The organism is Acaryochloris sp. IP29b_bin.137 (assembly GCF_028285745.1).
In the GTDB taxonomy this organism is placed as follows: Bacteria; Cyanobacteriota; Cyanobacteriia; order Thermosynechococcales; family Thermosynechococcaceae; genus Acaryochloris.
This window is the reverse complement of sequence record NZ_JANQOP010000139.1, coordinates 1-26,572: the sequence shown is the minus strand read 5'-3', so window position 1 is coordinate 26,572 and position 26,572 is coordinate 1. Positions and strand designations below refer to the sequence as shown.

Genomic DNA, 26,572 nt, shown 5'->3' with positions numbered 1-26,572 from the left:
AATTTGATCCACCCGTCCATTCTTGGAGAAGAAGATGAAACCTCCCAAAGTTACCCTTATCGTTAGTCCTAGAGAGCGGTTTAGCTATACCAAAACGTCTTTAGAGAGCATCTATACCAACACGGAGTACCCTTTCGACTTAGTGTTCGTGGATGTATGTTCTCCAGTATCGGTCCAGAACTATTTACAAACCAAATCTCAAGAAAAGTCGTTTACGGTCTTAAAAACGGACCATTATATTTCCCCCAATCAAGCCCGAAATGTGGGATTAGAATATGTGCTCCAGCATTCCGATAGTCAATACATTGTCTTTATAGAAAATGATGTTATTGTTCAGCGGAATTGGCTCACTCAGCTAGTCAACTGTGCAGAAGAAACCAGTGCTACCGTTGTTGGACCATTGACTTGTATCGGCAATCCTGCTCATCAAGTTATTCATAATGCCGGGGGCAGATCCTATATCAAAACGGAAATCAAAAATGGTCAGACCCGTCGTCGAATTAAGCAGTCCGCCTATTTAACAGGACGGGCAATTTCAGATGTGCAAGATCAACTCCATCGAACCCAGTGTGATTACGTGGAATTTCACTGCATGTTGGTGCGCAGAGATATTTTCGCCCAAACGGGACTGCTCGATGAAGGCATGCTGGCTACCCGCGAACATATTGATTTCTGTTTCATGGTCACCGAGGCTGGGGGCAGCATCTACAGTGAACGAGATGCGATTGTGACCACTGACACGCTAGGTATTGCTTCCAATAAAGCCGGTCTGAAGGCTTGGTTTGGGCAGTTGAAATTACCCGACTTCAAATGGTCGGATTTACCCTATTTTATGGTTCGTTGGAGTGATGCTTGGGACCGAGCCAGCCTGGATCACCTGCGACAGAAGTGGAATCTTGCAGAAGATAAGTACTTTACAAAGCGATATGCCGGATTAGGTAGTCGCCGCCATGAGCTCTTGATTAAACCCGTCGTCCAATTTCTGACCTTTGGCAAGGGGAGTGCTTGGCTCGAGAGACAGTTAATTACCTTAGAGCGACCCTTGAACCGTTTATGGTTCAACCGCTACGCTCATCGACTCCGACACGCTCAAATGAGCAAAACGCTTTAGTCCTGGAGGGATAGAAATTATGACGAATACGCAGCTTTATACACCAGTGACTCCACCCACACGAGTGATTCTTGTCCGTCACGGTCGGAGTACCTTTAACGAACAAGGCCGTTATCAAGGGGCAAGTGATGAGTCTGTATTAACGGAGAAAGGCCATGCGGATGCTCGCCAAACAGGTCAAGTTTTAAAGGGAACACGCTTTTCAGCTATTTATACCAGCCCTTTACAGCGAACCCAGCAAACAGCTGAGGAAATCCAATTAGGATTAAGTACCTCAGTACCGATGATCACTCACCCAAATCTCAAAGAGATCGATCTCCCCGCATGGGCGGGACTTCGCTACCAATATGTACGTGAGTCCTTGACCACAGACTACCACCGTTGGATTGAATACCCCCATAAATTTGAGATGGCGGGGCCACAAGGGGTCCGACGACCCGTCCAGGATCTTTATGACCAAGCCCAGGGCTTTTGGCAACAAATCCTACCCCGTCACGCTGGCCAAACAATACTAGTGGTTAGTCATGGCGGTACGATTCGAGCCCTAATCGGAACAGCCCTTGGACTGCCCTGCAGTTACTACCATGCGGTGCAGCAATCAAACTGTGGCACGAGCATTTTGAGCTTTCCAGACCCATCTAGACCAGCCCATTTAGAAACCATGAATGATACCAGTCATCTGGGTGAAGTCCTGCCCAAGCTTAAAGCTGGACGGCAAGGTCTGCGGTTGTTGATGGTACCCACTGGAAAGAGGGATTTACAGTCTGTACAAGACCTACACACAATACTTCACGCTCAGAAACTGGACTTCTGCATTAGCCAAAGTGATGTATCCCAGGTTCTTTGCAAAGCCATTTTGGCTGAGCATCCCCACACGGTTCAACTCCATACAAATCGTACGGACTTCCATCATCTTTGGCTAAAGGCCCTGAATAGCCGCCAGTATCCAACACAATCTACGGAACTGATAACGGGGGTATTGGTGGCTCAGCCTCAGATAATCCAGCAGATGCTCAGTCGTATTATCGGTCCCCATCCGCTACTGCATTTACCTCTGATAGAAGGAAGGGTGAGTGTGGTTCATTGTCCAACCACTCAAAATATGCCTATTTTGCAGTCTCTAAATTTTGCAGGTCCAACCGTTGTTAGCCGAGGTTTGCTGTCATGCGCATCTTAGTCACGGGTGCTGCTGGGTTTATTGGTTACCATTTATGTCAACGCCTATTGCAAGAAGGCAAACACGTCTATGGCATTGATAACTTAAACGACTATTACGATGTCAAGCTTAAGACAGCCCGATTAGCCCAACTGATTTCTCACAAGAACTTTCAGTTTCATGTCCAAGATCTGAGCGATCTCCCAGGTATCGCTAAACTGTTTGCGGAACAATCTTTTGATGGAGTGGTTCACCTCGCTGCCCAAGCAGGGGTTCGGTATTCTCTTGAAAATCCCAATGCCTATGTGGATAGCAACCTAGTGGGATTTATGTCAATTCTGGAGGGGTGCCGTCAGCAATCAATAGCTCACCTCGTCTTTGCCTCATCCAGCTCAGTGTATGGAGCCAATCGCAACGTTCCGTTTTCTGAGGGAGATAACGTCGATCACCCGATCTCCCTGTATGCGGCGACCAAGAAAGCGAATGAGCTCATGGCTCACTCCTACAGCCACCTATACGATTTACCGATAACGGGTCTGCGCTTCTTTACCGTCTATGGGCCTTGGGGTAGACCAGATATGGCCTATTACAAATTTGTGGAGGCGATCTCAACCCAAACCCCCATTCATATTTACAACCACGGCCAGATGGAACGTGACTTTACCTATATTGACGATGTGATAGAAGGGATTGTTCGAGTCTTACATCGCCCACCGCAATCTGAAGGACCCCCATACAAAATCTACAATATTGGCAATCACACCCCCATCAATTTACTCCGTTTCATTGAGGTGATTGAAGCTGAGATGGGAATACCAGCGATCAAGAAATGGTTACCTATGCAGCCTGGAGATGTTCCCAGCACCTTTGCTGACGTCAGTGCTTTGACCCGAGATACGGGATTTCAACCTCAAACCTCTATAGAGGAGGGGATGCGCTCGTTTATCCAGTGGTACCGCTCTTACCATGGGATTCAGTCATACCCTTGCTCTGAACTTTGGTCTCAATCTCGCTGTGCCTAATCAGACTCTACGATTCTGTGGGCATTTGAGCAGTTTTTGGGTGGGGATTGCAATCGGAGTTTTAGGGATCATTCCCCGTGCACTAGCTAACCCAACTCCGCAGTCCTCAGGTAATACGGAAAGTAACACCGATCCACAGGCGCTGCAAGCGCCCATCAATCCTGTTTGGCAGCTCGAAGCCAGCGACGCCTCAACCCTCGTGTTCCCTAAGACTTCGACAATGGCGGAGATAGAGGTGTCATCTGACGGTGTACCCAGAACTGAGCTGAGGGGTGAAGCTGTCTTTTCCTTGATTCAGACAGCGGGGCATCGCCCCAATTCTGGGGACCCCCTCCGGCCTAGCTTCGGCAATCGCATCCGCTTAAACTTTGAGACCCGTTTTTCAGGAGAGGATCGCTTACGCTTACGATTGCAAACCACGAATGTTGCTGAGCTCGATGATGTATTTGACACCGATCTTGCCCGTCTTTCCATTCAAGGAGATGACCAAAATCGGGTTTCGCTCAGCCGACTGGATTACCAATTCCCGATTGGAGACGACACTAATGTCTTTATACAAGCGATTGGTGGTTCAATTAGTGATATTGCTGACCCTTTGAATCCTCGTTTGAGTAGCAGTAGTCGCGGGGCTATTTCCCGTTTTGGACAGCGTAATCCCCTCTATCGACAAGGTGGCAATGCGGGAGTTGGACTAGCACATGACTTTAATGAACAGATCAATCTCAGTCTTGGCTATCTGGGAGATGATCTAGATCTGTTTTCTGATGAAGAATCCATCGCGTTTGCCCAACTCACCTTTGACCCGACTGACTCTATTCGCCTAGGTTTGCTTTATACCTATGGTCTCAATGGCCTGGATTCTGGCACGGGGAGCCATCTGGCCAACGATCCGTTTGCTGATCAAAGCAAAGCCATTGCCGCCCACTCGGTCGGGCTTCAAGGGACTGCCGATATTACGGAGCAGCTAACCCTGTCGGGTTGGGCTGGATATACCCGAGCCACTGCGACGGATCTGCCTAGTCATCCTCAAGCAGATATCTTGAATTGGGCCTTTACAATTGGATATAGCGGCTTATTTCGAGATGATGACCTCGGTGGACTGGTGATTGGCCGTCCCCCCCATGTCCTTTCGAGATCCCATCAAACATCCCCCCCCTGGCATATCGAAGTTCTTTATCAGATTCGTATGAACGACCACATCACCATCACACCTGGCATTGTTGTGATCACCAATCCAGAAGCAGATCTCAATCGGTCAACAATTGTGGTCGGTACCCTGCGCACCCTTTTTCGCTTTTAATGACGGCTTTTTGTCGAGGATTTTTTTGTGGTTGAATCTAAACACCCCCCCCCAGTCGTATCACCACCTCGCTCACTCTTAGAAACGTTTTTCCGCCAAACTCAAACTCGCATCTTGCTGTTATATGTTGTCCTGTTGGGGGGGTTAACAGGACTAGCCATTCCTCTCTTTCACACTTTGATCTCGGATCAGGTTTCTAAGCGAGTGCGGGGTGATCTGATAGAAGCTAGAGAAATTTTTCAAAGAGCCTACCTCGATTGGGAACGGAAACCGAATCAAAATAGGCAAGATCTAGAAGATTTTGCTGATAAATTTCTAGCCAATCAGCTGCCCGAGGACGATAACTTTTTTATCTTCATTATTAATGGGGAATTTTACCGTTCCAATCCACCGCGATTACTCGATCCCATGCAACCAGGATCCCAACTCTTTCAGAAATGGGCCTCCATAACTAAGTTTGATGAAGATCAGCGGGCAACAGAGAACCCTGAGATTGGGAACATTCTCTACAAAGCAAAGCCGCTGATGGTGGATGGCCATCAGATGGGGGTTAAGGTTCTTGCTCATGCCACGGCAGGTGAACAAAATGAAGCGTTATCCAGCGTCAACACTTTTATGTTCGTAGAGGTTGTTGTTGTGTCGATATCCTTCCTGCTGGCCTGGTTCATAACGAGGAGATTGCTGAAACCCGTTCGTCAACTGGCTTTCGCCGCCCGCCAAATCAATGAATCAGACTTAACTCGACGGTTATCTCCTCAAGGAACAGGAGAATTAGCAGACCTCGCTCAAACTTTCAACACGATGATGGACCGACTCGAGGAAAGTTTTAATGGTCAGCGTCGGTTTGTCAATGATGCGGGCCATGAACTCCGTACCCCCATTACAATTGTGCGGGGTCATTTGGAACTGATGGCGGATGATCCGCAAGAACAGCGCGAAACGATTGAGCTGGTCCTGGATGAGTTAGATCGGATGGGACGCCTCGTCAATGACATGATTGCCTTAGCCACAGCGGAAAGGCCCGATTTCCTTCAATATGAAAGGATTGATTTGAAGCAGTTTATGAATGAAATATTTACAAAGGCTCAAGCCCTCGCAGATCGCAACTGGCAAGTGAAGCTGGAGTGCTCCGACTCAATGATGGGCGATCGGCAACGACTGACAGGTGCCTTACTCAATTTGCTAAGAAATGCAGCACAATATACGTCGGCAACGGGTACGATTGAATTAGGGTGTAAACAGACCCTCACCCAAGTCATTTTCTGGGTCAAAGATAATGGATCGGGAATTTCTCCAGAGAATCAACTGCGAATCTTTGACCGCTTTGCTCGCTTAGGTAAACGTCAATCAGAAGGGTCCGGTTTGGGGCTGGCGATTGTTAAAGCATTTACAGAAGCTCACCGAGGCAAAATTGATCTAGTGAGTCAATTAGGTATCGGCTCTACCTTTACGATAACACTACCCCTCTCTGCTCAAAATAACACCGTGGTGTAATGTTACCGGCTGGAGAGATTTCAACAACAGGGCAACCTAAATGAAAACTAATTTACCCCAGTAAGTCTTCAAACTCCAATCAGTAAAGGCTTTCAAAGCCAAAAATTAAGAATATGATATCGCTGAAACCGGAGTTTAGATTGAAGCATGTCTTTGTGGAATCTCTATCCTCTTGCAAGGGGCTGTTATTTAAAAACTTTAATCAAAAAGCTATGAGTCTTTCAGCTAAAAGGTTATCGGAGATAACAGGACTGTCAGCGTATTGATCCTTTTAATTACCTCTATAATTGCAGCTATTGGTTTTACCCCGTGTTGAAACAGGTCTACTTTTTCAAAAGCAAAGCCTGAAGGGCATAGTCATGGATTTTATCAAATCGTAAGGATTTGAATAATTTCATTAGTTTTGCTGCTACGTTTGGATATTCAACCATAATTTCTAACAACTGTTGGTTAACTTGATCTTCATCCAATCCAAGCACTGCTTGTTGAAGTTGAGTCAACCATTCTTCAGAGAGTTGAGATAGCTCCTGCTCAATATTTTGCATACTTATGTGCTGTGGATTCTGAGTATTCAATGAATCTGAATTCGAGCCTAGATCATCATAAAGATACTCAAGATTGAGATGCTTAGCTAGAACCTCAAATAATAGGCTTTGTTGCAAAGGTTTACATAAAAAATCGTCGCAGCCCGCTTCATAGCATTCAGTTTGAGTATCTTCAAAGACACTAGCCGTCACAGCAATAATGATTGTTCTCGGTTCAGATCGAACGATGGGATTGGCAGTACTTTGATCCTTTGTGGGTGAACTTTGGGAGCCAATCTCAGAATTGCGCTGCCAGTTCTGAAATTCTAGATCTCGAATAGCCGTAGTGGCTTCATACCCATTCATATCAGGCATCTGCCAATCCATCAAAATGACATGGGGGTGCCAAGTTTGCCAGCAAGCAATGGCCGCTTCACCGTTTTCAACAGCCTGCAGTTCAAACCCCACAGCCGTCATCAGTTGGATCATCAGCTGGCGATTGTCTAGATTATTCTCAACAATGAGCATACGTATGGGAGGTTGGTTTGGCGCAAGTCTCGTGACATTAGGTGTATCAATCGCGTGAATCGCTCTTACTTCTGTGGCTTCAACAGGAATTTGAATATGTACGGTTGTCCCTTTCCCCATCTGACTCTGAATCTGAATATCACCCTGCATCAGATTGATGAAATGACGACTGATGGCAAGACCTAACCCAGTTCCTTCCTGAGATTGACGACCTGATGAAGTTTGAGTAAAGAGATCGAAAATGCTATTGAGCTCATGTTCAGCAATTCCTACCCCAGTATCCTCTACATCGAAACATAGAGAAAGGTTAGATTGAGATGCTTGGTCTGCCTTGTTGCTGATTAATTCTCCAGATAATGACTGTGGTCGGGTATAAGCTCGCAGGGTAACGGCACCCATTTCTGTAAATTTCAAAGCATTGATCAAAACATTGATTAGTATTTGTCTGAGTCGACTTTCATCAGCACGAATAGAGAGGGGCAAATCACTTGATTTCTCGACCTTCAGCGTTAACCCCTTCGATTCTGCTTTTAGGGTAAACATTTCTTGGAGAGAATCTAATAAGTAGAGTAAATCACAGTCCTTAAAATTGAGAAAGACTCTGCCAGCCTCAATTTTGGACATCTCCAATACATCATTGATTAAATTAAGGAGATGGGTGCCACTACGGTTAATTGTGCTCAAAGTCTGCTTCTGTTCAGGAGTCAAGTTCTGGTCCCGTGTGAGAAGATGACTGAATTCCAAAATGGCATTGAGGGGCGTACGCAACTCATGGCTCATGTTGGCAAGGAAAGTGCTTTTTGCTTGATTAGCAGCTTCTGCCTTGTCTTTTGACTCTTGCAGTTGGAACAACAGTTCTGACTGTTGCAGAGCCACTCCTAACTGGGCACCAGCCTGTTTGAGGAGAGAGAGTTCGACCTTATGCCATTGACGAGGATGATTGAGCTGATATGCAGCTAGTAACCCCCAAAGGGTTTCACCCATAAAGACAGGGGCAACCATATAGGCCCGAATTTTAAACCATTCAAGAATCTCTAAATGGCAGTCTGTATAAGATTGTTGGTAAATATCATTAACGACAGTAGTATCATCGTCCCGATATTTCCCTCCCTGAGTTTCCTGTAAATAGGTGTCTTTCCAGTACATGGGCACCTTCGATTCTGACAGAGGCGTGAGGTTGGGAGCGGTCGATTCAACTAGGAACTCTCCAGACCAATCAGGGAAGAATTGGTAGACAACCACGCGATCACACCCCAGAGACTCACGGACATCTTGTGTTGCTGCCCTGAAAATATCCTCAATATCTAGACTTTGTCGGATATGCTGAATAATCTTGGAAATTTTATGCTCACATTGAGCTTTCCATTCTTCTTGTTCTTTTTGAGCTTCGACACGCTGCAGGGCACCTTGCAATAATTGAGATTTCTTTTGTGATTCCTCATAAAGGGCTGCCTGTTTTAAGGCGATACTGAGGTGGTTCGCTAACTTTTGCACAAATTCAATTTCAGCCTCTTGCCATTCTCGAGGTCTCGAACATTGATGAATACATAACAACCCCCATAGAGTTTTATCCTGGAGCACAGGCACAACTAAAGTCGCTCTTACCTGGAAGCGTTCATAAATCTGAATATGGCAATCACTTAAACCTGCGTTGTATATATCAGAAACTGCAAATACCTGTCCCAATTGATATTTGGAAGGATAATGCTCTCCAAAATAATCATCTTGAACCCGAGCAGCAACGGCTGAGTAAAACATTGGCCGCACCTTTTCTGCTACAAAAACACCCTCTGTATAACCAGATTCAAATTCGAATTGGTAGATCGCGACGCGATCTACTTGTAATAATGCCTGAACCTTATCGACGGCAATTCGAAAGACTATATCTGTATCAAGAGTTTGTCGAATTTCATCAGATACTTTTTGCAGCAACATGCTTTGTTGCAACTGATTGTTGAAATCAACATCAACGTATGAAGGATGATCACCTCCCTCTAAACCTTCTTTGTGGTGAAAGGTTAGTGCGTCAAGAGGACCAGATCCAGATTGATTCATTCCTTAAAGACTAATTACAAATACTATCCAAATTTACGAAAAACTTGTGCAAAACTATAGCTAATTCAACCTGAAATATAATTTTTCCGAATAAATATTTGAGCAATCAATTCATTAAACCCTCTGTTTGATTTTTAAACAGAAGATAGATGCTTCGCCTACTACAAAGATATGATGGGCGAACGCTACCCTTTAATTTAGCGCTTGATTTAGATTATGAATATACTTCCGTTGTCAATATACAAAGAGCAGTGAACATAATCCATACTAATTAAACATTAATCACATATTGGTATTTTACTTAATTAACAACATACTTGTTGTAAAACCCAATGAATAAAACAATATAAACATTGTTTTATTCATTGGGTTTTATGGTGTCTAAGAGAATACATCTAGAACAGTCAATATTTACGGAATAGGCCTAGAATACTAATAGGTTTCACTTAAGAAATGGCTTTCTCTGAGAGGATTCTGTATTTTATAGGATGCATGATCAATGAATAGATAAGTGGATTCTGAGTGAACCAATCACAATATTAAAGTAGTTTTTTATCAATTTTTCTACAAATTTAGTTTTTACTTGCATGATCAATAGTTTCTAAAGATATAAGTCAATAACTAGATTGACTTATATCAAAGTTTAGTGCATTAAAAAAATTATACATTGGGTAATGAAATGGATATATATGTTTTAGATAGTGTTTTTTTATTGAGATAAATTATGATTCGAATAATCTATTATCTTAACCACTTCATTGCTACTGGTTAGCTAGGTGCAACTGTGAGTAATATTCTAGTCAATTGGTTGCAGCGAGCTTACCCTCAGCAATTCTTTCGTCAAGCTCGAACACGCATTCTGCTTCTCTACATTTTGGTCTTGGCTGTTCTGATGAGCTTAGCAATTCCCCTCTTTCGCTATCTTCTGTTTTATCAGATTGATCAGCGAGTACGGGCCGATCTGAGAGAATCGAGGGCTGACTTTCTCCAGGCTTTTAACGACTGGAATCAACAATCATCAACTCAAACCCTTGGAGATTTTCAAGCATTTATTGATGCCTATATGGAAGAAAAATTACCTGCAGATGATAACTATTTTCTCATTCTGCTCGAAGACGAGTTCTATCGAGCGAATCCGGTCGTGTTACTCAAGCCGCTTCGTCCTGGTTCACCCTTGTACCAACGTTGGCTCAATTTAGAAGAAGGGAAACGTGGGGAATGGCATAGTCCCGACCCTGATATTGGCAAAATCCTTTACAAAGCTGATCCCTTAATCCTAGATAGTAACCAGCGCGCAACTTATATCAGCACCCATGCGACGGCAGGGGAACACAATGAGGCCTTAGAAGGAGTTTACGTATTTATCTTAGTGGCAAGTGGTGTGCTAATCATTGCCCTCATGGTCGATTGGCTGATTGCAGGTTTCTTGTTCGCCCCTGTCCGTAGTTTGGTAAAGACGACCCGATTGATCAGTGAAACAGACCTGAGCCAACGAATTCCAGAGAAGGGGACTGGTGAACTGGCGGAATTGGCCAAAACTTTTAATGCCATGATGGATCGCCTGGAATTTGCCTTCAACAGCCAGCGCAGCTTTATTAACGATGCGGGCCATGAACTCCGTACTCCCATTACTATTGTGCGGGGTCATCTGGAATTGATGGGGGATGATCCAAGAGAGCAACATGAGACTATTTCCTTGGTTTTGGATGAATTAGATCGGATGGGCCGCCTCGTTGAGGGTATGGTTTTACTCGCTCGATCTGAACGACCTGATTTTTTGCAGCTCGAAAAGGTGGAGGTTAGTGAACTCACTAAAGAGTTATTTGCGAAGGCGCATACCCTTGCCTCCCGCAAATGGCAACTGATGTTGAATGCACATCAGCAGCTCATGTGTGATCGCCAACAGATTACAGGTGCGATGTTGAATCTACTGCGCAATGCCAGCCAGCATACAAAAAAGGAAGACACGATTGAGTTGGGTTGCTCATGTACCCAGACTGAGGCACGGTTTTGGGTTCGTGATACGGGAACAGGGATTGCCCCAGAAGTTCAGCCTGCTCTGTTTAATCGATTTACCCGTGCCCCCAATAATCGGCAGCGAGAAGGATCCGGCTTGGGGTTAGCGATTGTTAAAGCCATTGCAGACTCCCACCGAGGCCGAATAGAATTAGTCAGTGAACCTGGAGTGGGTTCGACCTTCACACTTTGCATCCCGATAATTCCCTTTCGAGATAGCCAGATTTGATGGGATACATATGCAAACAATTTACTCCTTTACTCTGACGCATTCCATTATCTGAAAAAACCTTTAGCAGAAAGGCAAATAGCGTCTTGATTAAGGCCTTTTCCTGTTCATTCAATCGAAATATGCATAACTCAAATAACAGCTGCCAACGAGGGCATAGAAGTTCCACAAGGACATGCTCAATCTAAACTCCGCTTTCAGCGATATCATACTCTTAATTTTTGGATTTGAAAGCCTTTATTGAATGGGGTTTGAAGACTTACTGGGGTCAATTAGTTTTCATTTAGGTTGCCCTGTTGTTGAAATCTCTCCAGCCGGTAACATTACACCACAGTGTTATTTTGAGCAGAGAGGGGTAGTGTAATCGTAAAGGTAGAGCCAATACCCAATTGACTCACTAGATCAATTTTGCCTCGGTGAGCTTCTGTAAATGCTTTAACAATTGCCAGTCCCAAACCAGAGCCTTCAGATCGTCGTTTACCTAAGCGAACAAAGCGGTCAAAAATTCGCTGTTGATCCTCTAGGGAAATTCCCCTTCCTGTATCCTTTATCCAGAAAATGACTTGGGTGAGAGTCTGTTTACAGCCTAATTCAATGGTTCCATTAGGTGGTGTATGCTGGGCGGCATTTCTTAGCAAATTGAGTAAGGCACCTGCTAGCCGTTGCCGATCCCCCATCATTGAGCCGGAGCACTCTAGCTTCACTTGCCAGATACGATCTGCGAGAGATTGAGCTTTAGTAAACAGATCACGGATAAATTGTCTCAAATCAATCCTTTCATATTGAAGAAAATCAGGGTGTTCCGCTGTGGCTAAGGCAATCATGTCATTGACGAGGCACCCCATCCGATCTAGCTCATCCAGGACCAGCTCAATCGTTTCATGTTGTTCTTGCGGATCATCTGCCATCAATTCCAAGTGACCCCACACAATTGTAATGGGGGTACGAAGTTCATGGCCCGCATCATTGACAAACCGACGCTGATGATTAAAACTTTCCTGAAGTCGATCCATCATGGCGTTGAAAGTTTGAGCGAGATCTACTAGTTCACCTGAGCCTTTTGGAGTCAGGCGCTGGGTTAGATGATCGGATTCATTGATTTGCCGAGCAGCAATTGCAAGCTCCTGAACAGGTTTTAGTAACCACTCAACCACAAACCAGGCCAGTAGGAGGGATATCAACACAACAACACCCTCTATGAATGTAAAAGTGGTGACGATGGCTAAAGCCTCGTTTTGTTCTTCTGCCAATTCATGGATTAGGACCATCACACCCATCTGCTGATCATCTACGACTAGGGGCTCTGCTTTAAACAGAATGTTGCCAAGTTCAGTATCTGCTGACTTCCACTCTTCTGGGCTAAATTGAGTGGTAGAGGTCCATTGTTGATAGAGTTCAGACCCTACTTGCATTGGCCCGAGTAATTGAGGTGGATTTGAGCGGTAATATTCTCCATTAATAATGAAGACAAAAAAATTATCATCTTGGATGATTTGATCAGATAACAACTTATCTACAAAGTCTTCTAGATCTTGCCTCGTTTGATTAGGTTTCTGTTCCCAATCTGTATAGATCTCCAAAAAATTTTCTCTAGCTTCCTTCAGATCACTACGAACTCGCTGAGAAATCTGATTTGTAACTAAAACCTGAAACAGTAGAACAGATACTCCTGTAAATAGACCTAGTAAAGAAATATAAATTAGCAAAATATATATCCGAGTCTGACGAGAAAAGCTTGCCCATAATGTGCATATTGAGGACAGTATAGAATGCTTCTTTTGCGTAGTATTTATCATGGCAAAACCCTCCTTCAAGTTGAGTAATAAAAAAGAAAAATCGACATAACATAATTTTTATAATTATTTAACCAAAATAAAAATTATCAAATAATTTATGAAATTCGAATTTTACCCAAAACATCTGACAAAATCATGCAAGATTTGGAGCAATTTATGTCAATGATATGCAACTAAGATCACTCTTTCTGATATTTTGGGGTAATGCGATTTGCCTTTAATCAAGTAAGCTAGCCATTTTTAAGGAAACCTATATTTAGAAAAATTTGATTATAAAAATTAAAATACTGCCAATTCACATTTATAAGAAATTCTTAGATTATTTTTTGATATTGCTATATATAAGACAGTATAGTTGAAAATAAAACTGTTTTATTGAAAATATTATGATCTTAGAAATAGCAACAGATATATGAATAAACAATAGAAGTTATTAGAATGATTATTAGCTAACTCAATAATCTCTATTGAAATGAACACTCCAGTAACCTTCTTTGCTAATATGCTCTGTGGATTAATTAATTCGCATCATCAATTGACAAAACTTTCTCTACCAATTGACCAGTTAATGCTGGTTACTTATTAACTCTAACTCAGGTCAGTTTTATTTGTTATTAAGCATTTCTGCTAAAAAATGCAGTTAGGAAGAAATACAAGAGGCCTATAAAATAGATGGATTGAGAAATTGCATACATGTTTGTATAGGTTTTTGGTAATCTCCAATGAATTAATCGGTGATAATTCATTACAGTTCGAATTAGTGAGTAAAAAAGTAATAAGCTGCAAAAACCAAAGACCAAATATGGTGGGTCGACTGCATTAGATAAAAGCAACACCCCAAAAACTGCTAATAAAAAGTAGTAAGGAAGGAAGGAATAGGTTCGGATTGCTATGAAACAATCCATCAGTCGCACCTTTTCATCTTTAGTTAGTTCTCTGAAAGCTTGATCACTAAGGGCACGGCTCATAGTAACAGCTGTCAAAAAAACTAATAAATTAAATATATTCATAGGGCACTCCAAAATTTATTCGCCAAGGATATTGGGTATCTTTCATATTGGGCTTTGTCAAAATATCCTCAAACTACCGCTCCCTATACCTCCTTCAGATCAGTATTAATGCTTTTTAGATGTCAGAAGAGAAGGTCTTGATTTTTGGTTTTGGCATTTATGGGGCAGCACTTCATGTGCTCAATGCGTTATTTATTTGAGTGCAAGATACACTCGAAAATCCCAAGTTCTGATGCTAATGCTCCTAGACCTTGGGTTTGCTTCTGCAAATCTAAATTGGCGACTGCATGGTACGCCTCGAACCAATATCCATGTTGGGCATAGAGATTCACTCGTTCTAATGGGGATACCTGAGCCAATTGAGTCTTCAGTTGAGAACTGAGCTCTGATTGTTGAATGGAACCTTTGATTGCTCTGAAGGCAGGCTCTCCTGCAGCTTGCTCTCCTTCGCGGTATAACGCTAGTTTCCACACATAGTGCTTCCCGGCTTCCAAGGGAAATTGCCCTGATAATGAGATCGGGATGGCACCCGTCGTCGTAGACATTTTGACTGGAAGCGTCTTGAGGGTTTTCTTCCCTGTTCCATTGAAAAGTGTGAATTGAGCCGTTATGGGCGATTGAATTGAGGTGTAGAAGTATAGGGTGGGGGTGATTGATGACGTTGCTTGAAAATAGGCTTTTTCTGAATCAGTGGGATCGAAATTTTTCGATAAGGCATTGGGGGACAATGCGACAAAAACCTCTTTCCCAGGTTCACACAATCCACGAGAATCTGCACCTTCTGTATCCTTGGAATCACTTTCATCATCAGGATGATCGTTGGGAGTGATCCGAGAAATAATGGTTGTCAGAATTCCTGCAGTATGTTGACCACTGTCTGGGGACATCCCATTTTCAACAGGAGAATTGAGTGCATTAGGGGGGGCTGCCTCACTCTGGCCACGCAGACTGGCAGGATAGGAGAGTATTCCCATCAAGGTTAAAGAGATCGCAACTGTGGCTCTGAGTCGTCTATTAACCTGAGAGGTTGCATTACTCATTTTTCATTGCTACTCCATCGAATAGGACTGATAACTGCAAAACCACTCGCACAAATCCAAATCAAGACACCCGTTGTTGTCAATGCCAGCACAGTGGGCACTAAAGGAACCCATAGGCCATTCAGAAATAGCCCCCAACAGCAGATATAGAGGCCGCTCCCGAGCCCCAATCCAGGCAATAGGTAGCGTATGGGGTGCATTTGAGTTCCCCATAGGAAAAATCCCCCGAAGGTTGTCCATCCCCAAACCCAGAGGATTTCGCTCCATAAAGGCAACACATCGATAAGGTGACGATGTCCATTAGTGAAATTTATGAGTTGACTAACCATATGGGCATGGATAAACACTCCAGAAATTTTCTGGCGATCCTTTTGTTTTCCGGGAAAGGGTGTTGAGAATTGATCAGAGGATTTATCATTTATGCCTATCAGCACAATCCGGTCTCTTACCTTTTCTGGGTCAAACTCCGCACTCATAACCTCCCCGAGAGAAGCTGAGGGGAAACTGCTGCTCAAAGATGAACCAGACCGGTAGTTGAGGAGGAGTTGTGTTCCCCCAAGATCAGCTTTTGTGCCTTGATAGGGACCATATCGAGCTAACAGTATCTTTTCTAGAGGAGCGAATAATACATTATTTGGGAAATTACCCTTTAAGAAGGCGCCGAGCCGGGGAATAATCTTCCCTTGGATTTGAAACTGTTTCCGATTTTCAGTTAGCTGCAGAACCTTCCCACTTTGAGAATGGGGATAAAGGTCATGCTCCAAATAGTCCTGAGCAACGTATGAACTTAACGAATTTCTTGCTTGACAATCTTTGGCATCCACTTGTCCACGACTCAATTTTTGGCGTCGGACCACATTATCTGGATCGACAGGGACATTGGAAAACGTATGGAATTTAGAATTAACGCTTTTAGGAGCAGGGATGTGAGGCTTCAGATGACCTTCCACATAGGTGCGATGCCGACAAAGAACAAAGAAATTATCGACGGTCTTTAAATGTTCTTTTAAATCCTGATGCATTGGGTTGTTTGTTTCATGTCTAAGGATGTCAGTGCCAATGGTTCGTGCCCCCATCATCCTGAGTTGCTTGAGTAGCTGTAATAGCTTTAGATCTGATATCGATTGATTAAGATCAGTTGAGGTAATTTCGATGACGAACAAGTTATCATCCCTCCGTTCCTCTGCTAACGGACGCTGTAGAAAGTGGTCATACCCCATCAACTCCATCGGTTGCAGCATCCCCAGAGGCCGTATGCCTAAAAAGACAGCACTGATGACCGAAGTCATCAGTAGTACCCCTGGCAACCGAGGTTTTCGAATCCCTCGGGGGTAGCGCAGCTGATGCCAGGTTTTAATCGGGGTGGTTGGGTTTTGAGAGATGACGGGCAACCAAGAGGCATAGGGGTACTCATCTTCTAATCCCTGCAGCCGACTACGGGCATTGCGAACTGATTGATAAAGCGATTGTGGAACCTTCTCCTGGGCAAACTCTTCTAGAAAATAGGTAAAAAATCTCTGGGCGACTTTGTCTGGAACCATGTCTCGCATGACGATGACCTGGGGGATATTCAAATCAGACAGCCCCTGAGCCAATCCCAAACCGTCGCAGCTATTGAATATGGCCAGGGTTAGACCCCGATTTAGAGCTGTCTTCAGAGCATGCTTGAGCTGAGCCACCGATAACTCTACTGTTTCATTGAGCATCAGCTTCCCTATCCCCGTTTGAGTATCCGTCATTGAATGACCGGCAAAAAAGAGAATGTCCCAGCCCTGCTTGTCCCACAAAGCCTCATTCAACTCCTCGCGAGTGAACGTCGTTTGAGAAGGTTGGGGGAGAACAACCACCTCGGCACCCGGTAAGGCCACCATTGCCTTTCGATCTCCTTCGAGATCAAGCCCCTGCCCATTGCCAAAGACGGCTAATATTCTCACCTTCCCATGCGGAGTCTGAGACTCGGGTTGGAGTCGTCCATAAGAGGGTAGACTCAAAGCCAGCTCTGCTCTAGGATAATCTTCAAAGAAATCCCAGAGTTGCCAAGGGAGACGGCGCAAAAGTGGATCATCCGTTTCCAGAATGACTTGGATTTCCTGCTGGTGATGAAGCTTTTGACAAATAGCTTTATAAACTGGTTGGAAGGACTCCTCATGAAGCCAAGCATTCAAATGTTGTTCAAGGGATTGAGCAACCTGATCAAATTCCCGCTTGGAGAAATTGGTTAGTGCTGCCTGCTCAATTTGCAGCGCACGCGTTGAACTCTGCTGCCTGCCGTAGAACGCTGCATATAGCATCTGATAATTCCGATACAGGTCAGTCAATTCTGGTGACGCTGGTAACGAGGCAGGTGGGCACCGTTCGGGTACGCTGCTAATACTGGTATAGAGGGTAGCGCAGATATAGGGACACCCCTCAGCTAAAGAGCCAGATCCCAAGTGAATCACAACTTGTATCGTCATGGTTTTAATAGACAAAGTTTTCTGTAACACAGATCTCGTCAAGGGCCATTTGGAGGCGGAATCGATCCCCCCTCTCACCGGAAAAGGGCTTGAGCTGAATGTAGTTATCCTGGCCTCTTGACCACACTTCTTGCAAAACATCTCCAGTCTCCGACAGCATCCGTAGCTGTAGTTGAGGCGGCAAATGCTCGTGACGAGCGGGATAGATTCGCACCTGGGTACTCAAGGTCCGATCTTCCTTCAGCGCAAGGGTTAGCATCAACATCACGGTTTGCTCGCCTAACTGCAACCCCAAATCGACGAGCTTCACTTTAGAGGTGTGAGCAGCTTGATCTGCAGTATCAAGCAGGGTAACCAACTGGCCATCCTCCAAGCCCGGTTGGCTCCTAAGCATCACACACTGAGGGTGATAATTTAACAATGTATCCAGAGTCTGCCATCCGGTACTGACCACCCCTTCTAACCACTGGCCTAATTCAACCACTGCTGATCCCTGAAAGGGCTCCAGTTGCTCCACTACGGTAGTCTGTCTCAAGTCATGGAGGAACTCAGGGAAAGTCGCTAAGGATTTGAGATGGCTGAGGGGGACTTGATGAAGGGGGTCAGGGATAAATCCGAGGATGGTTGCCTGTTTTAAGGACTGAGTGAACTGGACTGCTAGATAGCCAATCCTATCTTCATGGACCTCGGAAGGAATCTCCAATACTTCAGCACCGGGAAGGACTGGGCGGCACTCTAGCTTGCCTAAATTGGGTAGAAGCAGGTCTGCGATATCCAGAAAGTGAAGGCTAATCTGATCGGTACAATCACTGCGGGAAAGATCTGGCTTAAATCCCAAGCAACGTAGATAGTAGTCCACAGCATAGACTGCCAGGGTGTTGAGATAAGCCTTTTTAGCTTTTTCAAGGGTCACCTGCTGGGCTCTATGGTGCTGGGCTTGGACTTGGGCTTCCCAGGATAGAGGTACTGTGAAGGTAATGGGTGAATGGATACTCATGAGGGTTCTCGGTTATTGGGTGACGTTAGGGTAGGATATATTTTTTGAAGTAAGGTTTTAGTTTCTGGAGATTGCGGTTAAAGAAGCTATGCAAGGTTGGTAAAGAAATATCCAGAGACTCGCTCAGTTGAGTCCAACTCTGATCCTCCACATAAATAGCGATCGCCACCCGCTGAAAGGTAATCTCAGGACGATTCCTCACATAGACTTTTCTGAGGCATCCCTCGGGATCTTCTACAAGGAATTGTCGGAGCCTATCTGCATCACTTTGATCATCTCTGTTTGGAGTAGGGGGGGGATGATCCAAGTCGTCTAAAGAGCATCCTAGGATCTGATTCTTCATCGATCCAGCTATATAAGTCATACCGTGGCGATAGCGGCTTTGCTCGACATCTATAAAGGTATATTTGAGCGAATGATTGACCCATGCCATCACGGGGTGGGCGCAATTATATTGATCAATCTTGGTACAGACTTTGATTAAGGTTCTTTGTAACGCTTCGTTATAGAGTTCCTCATAGACCTCGCGAGGGTAGTTTCCAATTGCCGGATGCCCCAGCTTGCCAGAGTGGAGAATATCAGATACCAACTGTTGAAGGCACTGGTGCCGCTCAGGACTCTGTGGCGGGCTTTTCTGTGCTTGGATTGCTAACTGTTGGAGTGTCTCGTCTTCAGTATGGGCTTGATTCACACAAAGTGTTCTCCTATCTCTCTAGTTGTGTTTCTGGAGGAAAGGGCAGGTATTCGACATTTTGTTACAAAAATCCATGATTTACAGGGGATATCAAATTTGTAAGTCTCTCAAACCTAGTGGGAGATCAGGTTTGCCTACTTGGGACTGGTGAATAGAGAAATTATGAACGGTACTACAACTACAGAGCTTTTAGCGGCCTCCAATCCCCTGTACGAATAAACGGAGCCCAATAGAAGGGAGTTTTGTAATTGATACCGTTCTCTTTGTCATCGAATTTGCCTTCAAGCATATCCAACTGGACCTGCCTCAATGCCTCACCTCTCCCCTTTCCCTGATCAAGGAGCGCATAATAGGCAACCATCAGCTCTTTAGTACTGGCATCCTGGACATCCCACAAGCTCATCACTTGACTCCTCGCCCCTGCTAGCGTGAATGCTCGCCTAAGACCATAGACCCCATCTCCACTCTGAATATCCCCCACCCCCGTCTTGCAAGCAGACATTACCACCATCTGGGTGGCTCTCAAATCTAACCTGCTGACTTCCAGTGCTGTGAGTAAGCCATCATCCCCTGTTGGGTCTTTCTCTTTCTTGTTAAACCCAGCAAACACCAACCCAGATCTCAATAAGGGCTTCTCGCTCAAGACAACCTGATTCAAGTGGCTATTGAACTGTGCATTAGATGCATTGGACGGACTCTGTGTCCGAATATCATTTTTCTCTAGAAAAATGCCATGAGTGGCTATATGCAAGATATATGGATTAGCCCATCGCTTAAGGATACTTTCAGTTGCGTTTTCGCCGTATACCGCTTGAAAATCAAAGTACCCCCCTGCCTCAATGGCTTTACCTTCAGCTCGAGCACCTTTTAAGGGCAGAAAACTGATTTTGGCATACTCTGCAGAATGGGTATTGCTGCCCCTAGAACGAACAGAATTTGCTTGCGTTGTTTTCTGAACCGATGCCACCTTAAGATTCTGAGGGTTCAAGTTCTTAGTTTCAAAGTCAGGTGCTGCCAATAGCAGGGGGAATTGAGCTTGGGGTAGGTTATCTAATTTCTGTAAATTCTCTAACCTCATTAAGTCTCTACCAGAAGAGAGATAGGTAAATTGAAAATTTTGGATAAGGTACTGCCCTTGCTCATCCATAAGGGCTTCAAAAGGAATCCGATTGAGTTCGCCATCGGGCGCGAGCAGGAGATGCTTCCTGTTGCCCACCATATGGCGGATAGGCCGGAAAATCTTGTTGTAGAGTGGTAGGGCTAATGTTTGCAGGCTATCTTTGTTTTCAGATTCAATCTGTACCCGAGTAATGAAGTCTGAAAGGAGGGGTTGAATCTCAGCTACAGACCCTAAGTCACCCCATTGCAGTTGGCCGGAGGGGAGTAAGACATAGACGGCATAGCGAGGTTTTCCCAAACGCTGTCCGTGTTTAGCTTTGGGGTCAAAGGGTTTGTACTCAATAAATTCAACCAGGGCAGCGTTTTGAGGTAAGGCAGCTTTGATTTGAGGAATCGTAACGGGTTGGTAGACTTCGGCAAGTCCAGCAATCATTTGACTCAGTTCAGTGGTGAGTTGTTTTTCATTTTTTGTCAGTTTTTGGAGGGTCTCTTGATACTGATTAGGGTAGTTGCCAGGTCCCCTGGTTGTAAGAGTTGAGAGTTGGTTTTGAGTATCGATGAGCTGAGAGAGTTTTTTGGATACCTCATCATCAGGGCTATTTCGAAGGTGTTGGAAGGATTGGCCTAGGACATCAAGGAGTCGACCCTTACGGCGGAGGAGAGTAGTGAATGCAAGTTGAGCTGTATCTAGATTCTGAGGATCCGATTGTTGATGGAAAGAAATGGCTAGGTCAGTAGATCCTTGATAGCGGGATAAGAAAGCTTTTTTTTGCTGCTCATTGCCCACAGTTAGATTGCGAGAAAGGTTATATTCTTCAATCTCTAGTCCTTCGTGGAGATACTGAAGAGTAGTGTGTAAGTCATTCTGAGCCCAATATAGTGCCACCAGATTGTTCAAATAGGTTGCCAACTCAGGATGGTTTTTGGGTAAGGCGATACGGGCAATCTTCAACGCTTCTTTGAACCGGGACTCTGCTTCTGTGTAACGACCCTGGTCTTTGTAAAGTAATGCCAGATTGTTCAAATAGGTTGCCAACTCAGGATGGTTTTTGGGTAAGGCAATACGGGTAATTTTCAACGCTTCTTTGAACCGAGACTCCGCTTCTGTGTAACGACCCTGGTCTTTGTAAAGTAATGCCAGATTGTTCAAATAGGTTGCCAGATTATGATGGTTTGGAGATAAGGCGATACGGGTAATCTTCAACGCTTCTTTGAACCGAGACTCTGCTTCTGTGTAACGACCCTGGTCTTTGTAAAGTAATGCCAGATTGTTCAAATAGGTTGCCAGATTATGATGGTTTGGAGATAAGGCGATACGAGCAATCTTTAACGCTTCTTCGAACAGGGACTCTGCTTCTGTGTAACGACCCTGAACTTGGTAGAGTTCCCCCAGATTATTCAAATAGGTTGCCAGATTATGATGGTTTGGAGATAAGGCGATACGAGCAATCTTTAACGCTTCTTCGAACAGGGGCTCTGCTTCTGGGTAACGACCTTGATCTTGGTAAAGTTTTCCAAGGTTGTTCAATAATATTGCTAGCTCAGGATGGTTTTTGGGTAAAGCGATACGGGCAATCTTCAACGCTTCTTTGAACAGGGGCTCTGCTTCTGGGTAACGACCTTGATCTTGGTAAAGTTTTCCAAGGTTGTTCAAAAACATTGTCAGCTTAGGATGGTTTTTGGGTAAGGCGATACGGGCAATCTTCAACGCTTCTTTGAACAGGGGCTCTGCTTCTGGGTAACGACCCTGAACTTGGTATAGTACCGCCAGGTTGTTCAATAACATTGCCACGCCAGGATGATTTGGGGTTAAGGCGATGCGGGCAATCTCCACAGCTTCTTTGAACAGGGGCTCTGCTTCTGGGTAACGACCTTGAGCTTGGTAGATTAAAGCCAGGTTGCTCAAATGGGCTGCCAGTAGATGATGGTTTGGGGTTAAAGCGATGCGGTCAATCTCCACGGCTTCCTTGAATAGAGGTTCTGCTTCTGAGTAGCGACCCTGGTCTCGGTAAAGTAATGCTAGGCTATTTAGATGCATTGCCACGCTAAAATGGTTTTGGGGTAAGGCGATGCGTACAATCTCCACAACTTCTTTGAACAGAGGTTCTGCTTCTGAGTAACGACCCTGGGTTTGATAGAGTACCGCCAGGTTGTTCAAATAGGTTGCCAACTTATAATCTTTTGAATTCAGCCGTCCCCTGCTAATCATCACGGCTCGTTCTGCTAGGGGAATCGCTTCTGTATACTTCCCTTGACTATAGAGTTCTTGAGCTTGTTGGAGAAGCTGTTTTGCTTCCTCTAAATCTGCAATTTGAGCCATCAACAATCCTTGCAAGGGACGAGCCATCACCTGGATACTGTGCCCCTCACCCAAGATCAAATTCAGGAGCAAACCGATTAAAGCTAATCGACAAAAATACTTCATCACCCAACCTCATTGAAATGATCAAAAACTTGTACTAATACTTCGTTCCCATTAGAGGTACTGCTCCCCAAAGCTTTGCAGCACTCCTTAGGAAAATATTAATTTCACATACATTCAGACGAAAATAATCACTCAATATCCAAATTTAGAACTAAAAATGACGTTGAATCAGGATAAAATCATATTTTTCTAGGGGAAGATATTGTTTTCATAAAATTTGACTGCTGTACCATAAGAGGCAGCTTAAATCGAGTCAAATAGCTGAAAAGAATTCAGGAACTTCTCCATCGACTGCGTCCGCTCAATTCCCTTTGTTCTACTAGTAGTAGATTCAAATACGGCTATCTGTTTAAGGGGTTCTGATGCAGTAAATAGCATATAGATTCTCTGGCCCACAAGATAGCATCTGGTCACATGCAGCCTACCATTGGCAGAAGTAGCTTCCACCTCCACTCCAATATGATTGCCAATAGGTATCCTCTGAACATTAGTCACCTGATCACCATCAGCCAAAAACTTCGCACAAGCAGCCATCATTTGTTTCACATCTTGGGGATCAGTGAACAGTCGCGGTAACTGAGCCACCCCCACCCCATATAGTTCCAATCTCTGAGGTCCCGTCAACCTCATTTGCATGAACATTTGCGCCTGAATATGGCGATTAGACAAAGAATACTGAATTGGCTGACTGGGCATTAGCACTTGAAATCTATCCGTATCAGAACTAAAAGTCTGCCAAACCTTCATTGATGGCTCAGCAGAAACAGCATTGGATTCAAGAGCCAACGTTTCAAGATGAGCGTGACTGGGAATAGCCCCCAACAACATATTGGAGCAAAGAACTGAAGCAAGTGTCCAACTGAAATGCTTGGATCGAGACATCGAATTTCCTCCGAGTGATTAATCACAGCTAAGTGGTTGAACCACTTACTGATCCCTTCAATCCCTTTTCCAGTTTGAGACCTTTTTTTTTTGATTATTGTTACAAAAGTACGAAATTAATTTATCGCAATTTTTCTGTTCATTGCTGTTAACTATCAACGAACAGAAAAATAGAACTAAATCAAACCAATAGTTTCAAGTGTCTGGTACAGCTGATCTAAAATATTGATTGCTCAAGTCAAGTTAAGGAATCAACACGGCGAAATACTCAGTTTTACAGTCATGTGAGCCGTTGAAGTGCTATCGCAATAATCTAGCTCCACTATATTGTTGAGGTGCTTCACCTGCCTCACTGTAATCCTCTACAAGTAACTCGGAAAGAAGCCAGGAAATTTAGCACTTCATATTAAAAGTTCATTGTGCCTTTTGCATAAAAAATGGACCAATTTCTGGAATCTCATTAGAACAATAGTTTCCTTGCCGCAGATCAAGGCGATTAAGGTATCAGCTCAACCGCAAAAGTTAATCAAAGGAAAGCGGCAAGGTTGATGAGGTCAATTTCAGTAATTGATACCGGGATTGAGGTTCCAAGGTAGCTCTGCGACTTGGGGCTCCGATTGAACTACCGAGAGCCGTGCCAGTATCCATGAATTTATTCGACATTGAGGACATACAATCATGACTCAAATCAATCGAAAGCTACCGCCACAGCTTCCCCCTGGTTCCCTATTGGGATTGGGGATTGGTGTAGTCATCTTTGGTGTCTTTTGGGGTGCTCCCCATCTGCTGATTCGCCAGCGTTTTCAACAGGGTCAGCAAGCCTATGAGCAAGCACAGTGCCAAATTGCGATCCAAAAGTTTGATCAAGTGATCGCGATGAAGCAGGTTATGAGGTTTGGAGATTACCAAGATCGGGCTACAGTCAAAAAGGCAGAGTGTGAATATTATCTATCAGGATTGCAGCTGCAATCCCAAGGTCAGCATGAGGCAGCACTCCATCGTTTTACTAACTTAGTGATAGCCTATAAAACGAGTCCACTAATCTCCCCTGCTCAGGCCAACATCACCAATTTGTTTGAGCAGGCGATTCCTAAAGATCTAGCCACGGAACGGGTCTGTGAAAGACTGGAAACTTTGATAAACCACAAAATGATTCCTCATCAGGATACGGATGTTTCCCAGTTTTATGTTTATTGTGGCCAGCGTTATGAGCAGAAGCAACAGTATGCTCGAGCCAAAACTCTCTACGAAAAGAGCCAGCAGCAATATCCCCAGAAATCAGACCTATGGACCCCAGCCTTGGCACGAGTAACGGTGGCTAATATCAAGCAAAATGGAGCAAAGCAGATTGACTTTGACCAGCGGGTTGGTTCTACGACCGATGGCTCATCTAAGATAGAGCTTAAAAATTCTTCCCCTCGCCAAGTGTGGATCACGGTCAGTGGTCCCACACCCCAGTTTAAGACCCTCCCACCTTGCAAAAAATGCAAGATATATAACCAGCGAATAGAATCCTGTCCTGCAGAAGGGGCATTCACTCGTATCTCTTTAGAGCCTGGTGAGCATGATATTTCTGTTCAGTTTACAGAGCTGCCTGGAGAGAAGATTGTTCCTTGGGCAGGCTCATTGCAATTGCAAACTGGGGCTCATCATAGTAGATGCTTTTTTCTAGTAAGACACAGCTCTGGTCAAAGGTTCATTGAACTAGAGAAGCCTTTGGAGAAACCAAGCCTTTAATGAGAGTGATCAAAACCTATGAAATCAAACAGTCATAGGTTTTGTTAGCGTTCATAAGGTCTGGAGCAGATGTAAAATATTTTAGTTTTTTGAGAGCTGACTTATAAAGTAAGTATTAAGAGCGATAAGGTCGTTAAATTTCGCCTCTAGGCTTGAGTTGTAGCTACTTCAAGCGCTATGTATCATAGTCGCTTACCTGAGATTGCAAATCCTCATCGTCGAGCCTATGCCAGAGATCTCAGTGATGCTGAATGGGAAGTCATAGAACTGCTGTTGCCTAATGATAAAGGATTTGGACGACCCAGAACCGTTGACTTGAGAGAAATCCTCAACACAATTTTCTACATGCAACGGACGGGATGTCAGTGGGAAATGCTTCCCCATGATTTACCAGCCCACGCAACCGCCTATAACTACTTTCAGAAGTGGCAACGCCAAGGCAACTGGAGTATGTTCCATGACATCCTGCGCCATCAATTGAGGCAAGAGATGGACTGAGATCAAGACTCTGCTGTTGCCATTGCTGACTCTCAATCGGTGAAGACAACGGAAAAAAGGGGGCGGTCTATGTGACCTTTACTCGAAAAAGTGGACATTCCCGAAGAGTCGATAACCTAGGAGAATGTTCAGATGACACAAAAACCCCGCAGACTATTTACAGACGAACAGAAGGCAGAGGCAGTTAGGATTGTGAATCAATCCGGCAAACCCGTCAGCCAAGTTGCCAAAGAAATGGGACTGACCGAAAGCGCCCTGCGCAAATGGGTCAAACAAGCCCAAGTTGACCGTCAATCAGACCCACAAGGCCAGCTCACTTCTGCCGAACGTCAAGAACTTAATGAGTTACGCCGCGAACTCAAACGAGTTCAAATGGAACGAGATTTCTTAAAAAACAACCTCCACGCTTCAGCCTGCCCCAATAGACTAGAAACACAAAAAGACCTGACTGCCGACGACGATGGGACTCCCATTCTCGTTGAG

Annotated in this window: 16 protein-coding genes and 1 pseudogene; 9 read left to right on the top strand and 8 right to left on the bottom strand. The window is 44.5% G+C overall.

The window, feature by feature from the left end:
* The first annotated feature begins 34 nt into the window (after positions 1-34).
* The 5 genes from Q0991_RS10675 to Q0991_RS10655 are packed head-to-tail and all read left to right on the top strand — an operon-like array spanning position 35 to position 6,083.
* Positions 35-1,111: a glycosyltransferase gene (locus Q0991_RS10675; protein WP_299488208.1), complete on the top strand. Its 1,077-nt coding sequence runs from the start codon at positions 35-37 to the stop codon at positions 1,109-1,111.
* Positions 1,112-1,130: 19 nt separating this feature from the next.
* Positions 1,131-2,288: a histidine phosphatase family protein gene (locus tag Q0991_RS10670; RefSeq protein ID WP_299488206.1), complete on the top strand. Its 1,158-nt coding sequence runs from the start codon at positions 1,131-1,133 to the stop codon at positions 2,286-2,288.
* Positions 2,276-3,289 (top strand): NAD-dependent epimerase, encoded by a 1,014-nt coding sequence (locus Q0991_RS10665; protein ID WP_299488204.1) that lies wholly within the window; start codon positions 2,276-2,278, stop codon positions 3,287-3,289. Before Q0991_RS10670 ends, Q0991_RS10665 begins: the two co-directional genes overlap by 13 nt.
* Complete coding sequence (locus tag Q0991_RS10660; RefSeq protein WP_299488203.1) at positions 3,282-4,589, top strand: iron uptake porin; 1,308 nt, start codon at positions 3,282-3,284, stop codon at positions 4,587-4,589. The genes Q0991_RS10665 and Q0991_RS10660 overlap by 8 nt, the downstream gene beginning before the upstream one ends.
* Positions 4,590-4,616: 27 nt before the next feature.
* A complete protein-coding gene (locus tag Q0991_RS10655) occupies positions 4,617-6,083 on the top strand; it encodes a HAMP domain-containing sensor histidine kinase (protein WP_299488201.1) in 1,467 nt (488 codons plus the stop codon).
* Positions 6,084-6,406: 323 nt separating this feature from the next.
* On the opposite strand, the gene Q0991_RS10650 is transcribed toward Q0991_RS10655, so the two are convergent.
* Entirely contained in the window at positions 6,407-9,190 is a 2,784-nt protein-coding gene (locus Q0991_RS10650) for a GAF domain-containing protein (protein WP_299488199.1), read from the bottom strand.
* A gap of 784 nt (positions 9,191-9,974) precedes the next feature.
* Between Q0991_RS10650 and Q0991_RS10645 the strand changes: the two genes are divergently transcribed.
* Entirely contained in the window at positions 9,975-11,435 is a 1,461-nt protein-coding gene (locus Q0991_RS10645) for an ATP-binding protein (RefSeq protein WP_299488197.1), read from the top strand.
* A 323-nt stretch (positions 11,436-11,758) separates the two neighbouring features.
* On the opposite strand, the gene Q0991_RS10640 is transcribed toward Q0991_RS10645, so the two are convergent.
* From Q0991_RS10640 to Q0991_RS10610, 7 genes are all read right to left on the bottom strand, one after another.
* Complete coding sequence (locus Q0991_RS10640) at positions 11,759-13,015, bottom strand: ATP-binding protein (RefSeq protein ID WP_299488195.1); 1,257 nt, start codon at positions 13,013-13,015, stop codon at positions 11,759-11,761.
* Positions 13,016-14,429: 1,414 nt separating this feature from the next.
* Positions 14,430-15,281 carry a DUF928 domain-containing protein gene (locus tag Q0991_RS10635; protein WP_299488193.1) on the bottom strand — a complete coding sequence of 284 codons (852 nt, stop codon included), beginning with the start codon at positions 15,279-15,281 and terminating at the stop codon, positions 14,430-14,432.
* On the bottom strand, positions 15,278-17,737 hold the full coding sequence (locus Q0991_RS10630) for a CHASE2 domain-containing protein (RefSeq protein ID WP_299488191.1): 2,460 nt from the start codon (positions 17,735-17,737) through the stop codon (positions 15,278-15,280). The genes Q0991_RS10635 and Q0991_RS10630 overlap by 4 nt, the downstream gene beginning before the upstream one ends.
* Before the next feature lie 4 nt (positions 17,738-17,741).
* The gene (locus tag Q0991_RS10625) at positions 17,742-18,734 is read right to left on the bottom strand and encodes a DUF1822 family protein (protein ID WP_299488190.1); all 993 of its coding nucleotides are present in this window, start codon (positions 18,732-18,734) and stop codon (positions 17,742-17,744) included.
* 25 nt (positions 18,735-18,759) lie between these two features.
* Positions 18,760-19,425: a hypothetical protein gene (locus tag Q0991_RS10620; RefSeq protein ID WP_299488189.1), complete on the bottom strand. Its 666-nt coding sequence runs from the start codon at positions 19,423-19,425 to the stop codon at positions 18,760-18,762.
* 181 nt (positions 19,426-19,606) lie between these two features.
* The gene (locus Q0991_RS10615) at positions 19,607-22,972 is read right to left on the bottom strand and encodes a CHAT domain-containing protein (RefSeq protein ID WP_299488188.1); all 3,366 of its coding nucleotides are present in this window, start codon (positions 22,970-22,972) and stop codon (positions 19,607-19,609) included.
* 243 nt (positions 22,973-23,215) lie between these two features.
* Positions 23,216-23,854, bottom strand: coding sequence for a hypothetical protein (locus Q0991_RS10610; protein ID WP_299488187.1), 639 nt, complete (start codon positions 23,852-23,854; stop codon positions 23,216-23,218).
* 678 nt (positions 23,855-24,532) lie between these two features.
* Between Q0991_RS10610 and Q0991_RS10605 the strand changes: the two genes are divergently transcribed.
* The 3 genes and pseudogenes from Q0991_RS10605 to Q0991_RS10595 form a co-directional block, all read left to right on the top strand.
* Positions 24,533-25,591, top strand: a complete 1,059-nt coding sequence (locus tag Q0991_RS10605; protein ID WP_299488185.1) for a hypothetical protein — start codon at positions 24,533-24,535, stop codon at positions 25,589-25,591.
* A gap of 177 nt (positions 25,592-25,768) precedes the next feature.
* Positions 25,769-26,152 (top strand): annotated as a pseudogene (locus Q0991_RS10600) (transposase); the annotation flags it as partial.
* 69 nt (positions 26,153-26,221) lie between these two features.
* On the top strand, positions 26,222-26,572 hold a 351-nt coding region (locus Q0991_RS10595; protein WP_299488182.1), incomplete at its 3' end, for a transposase.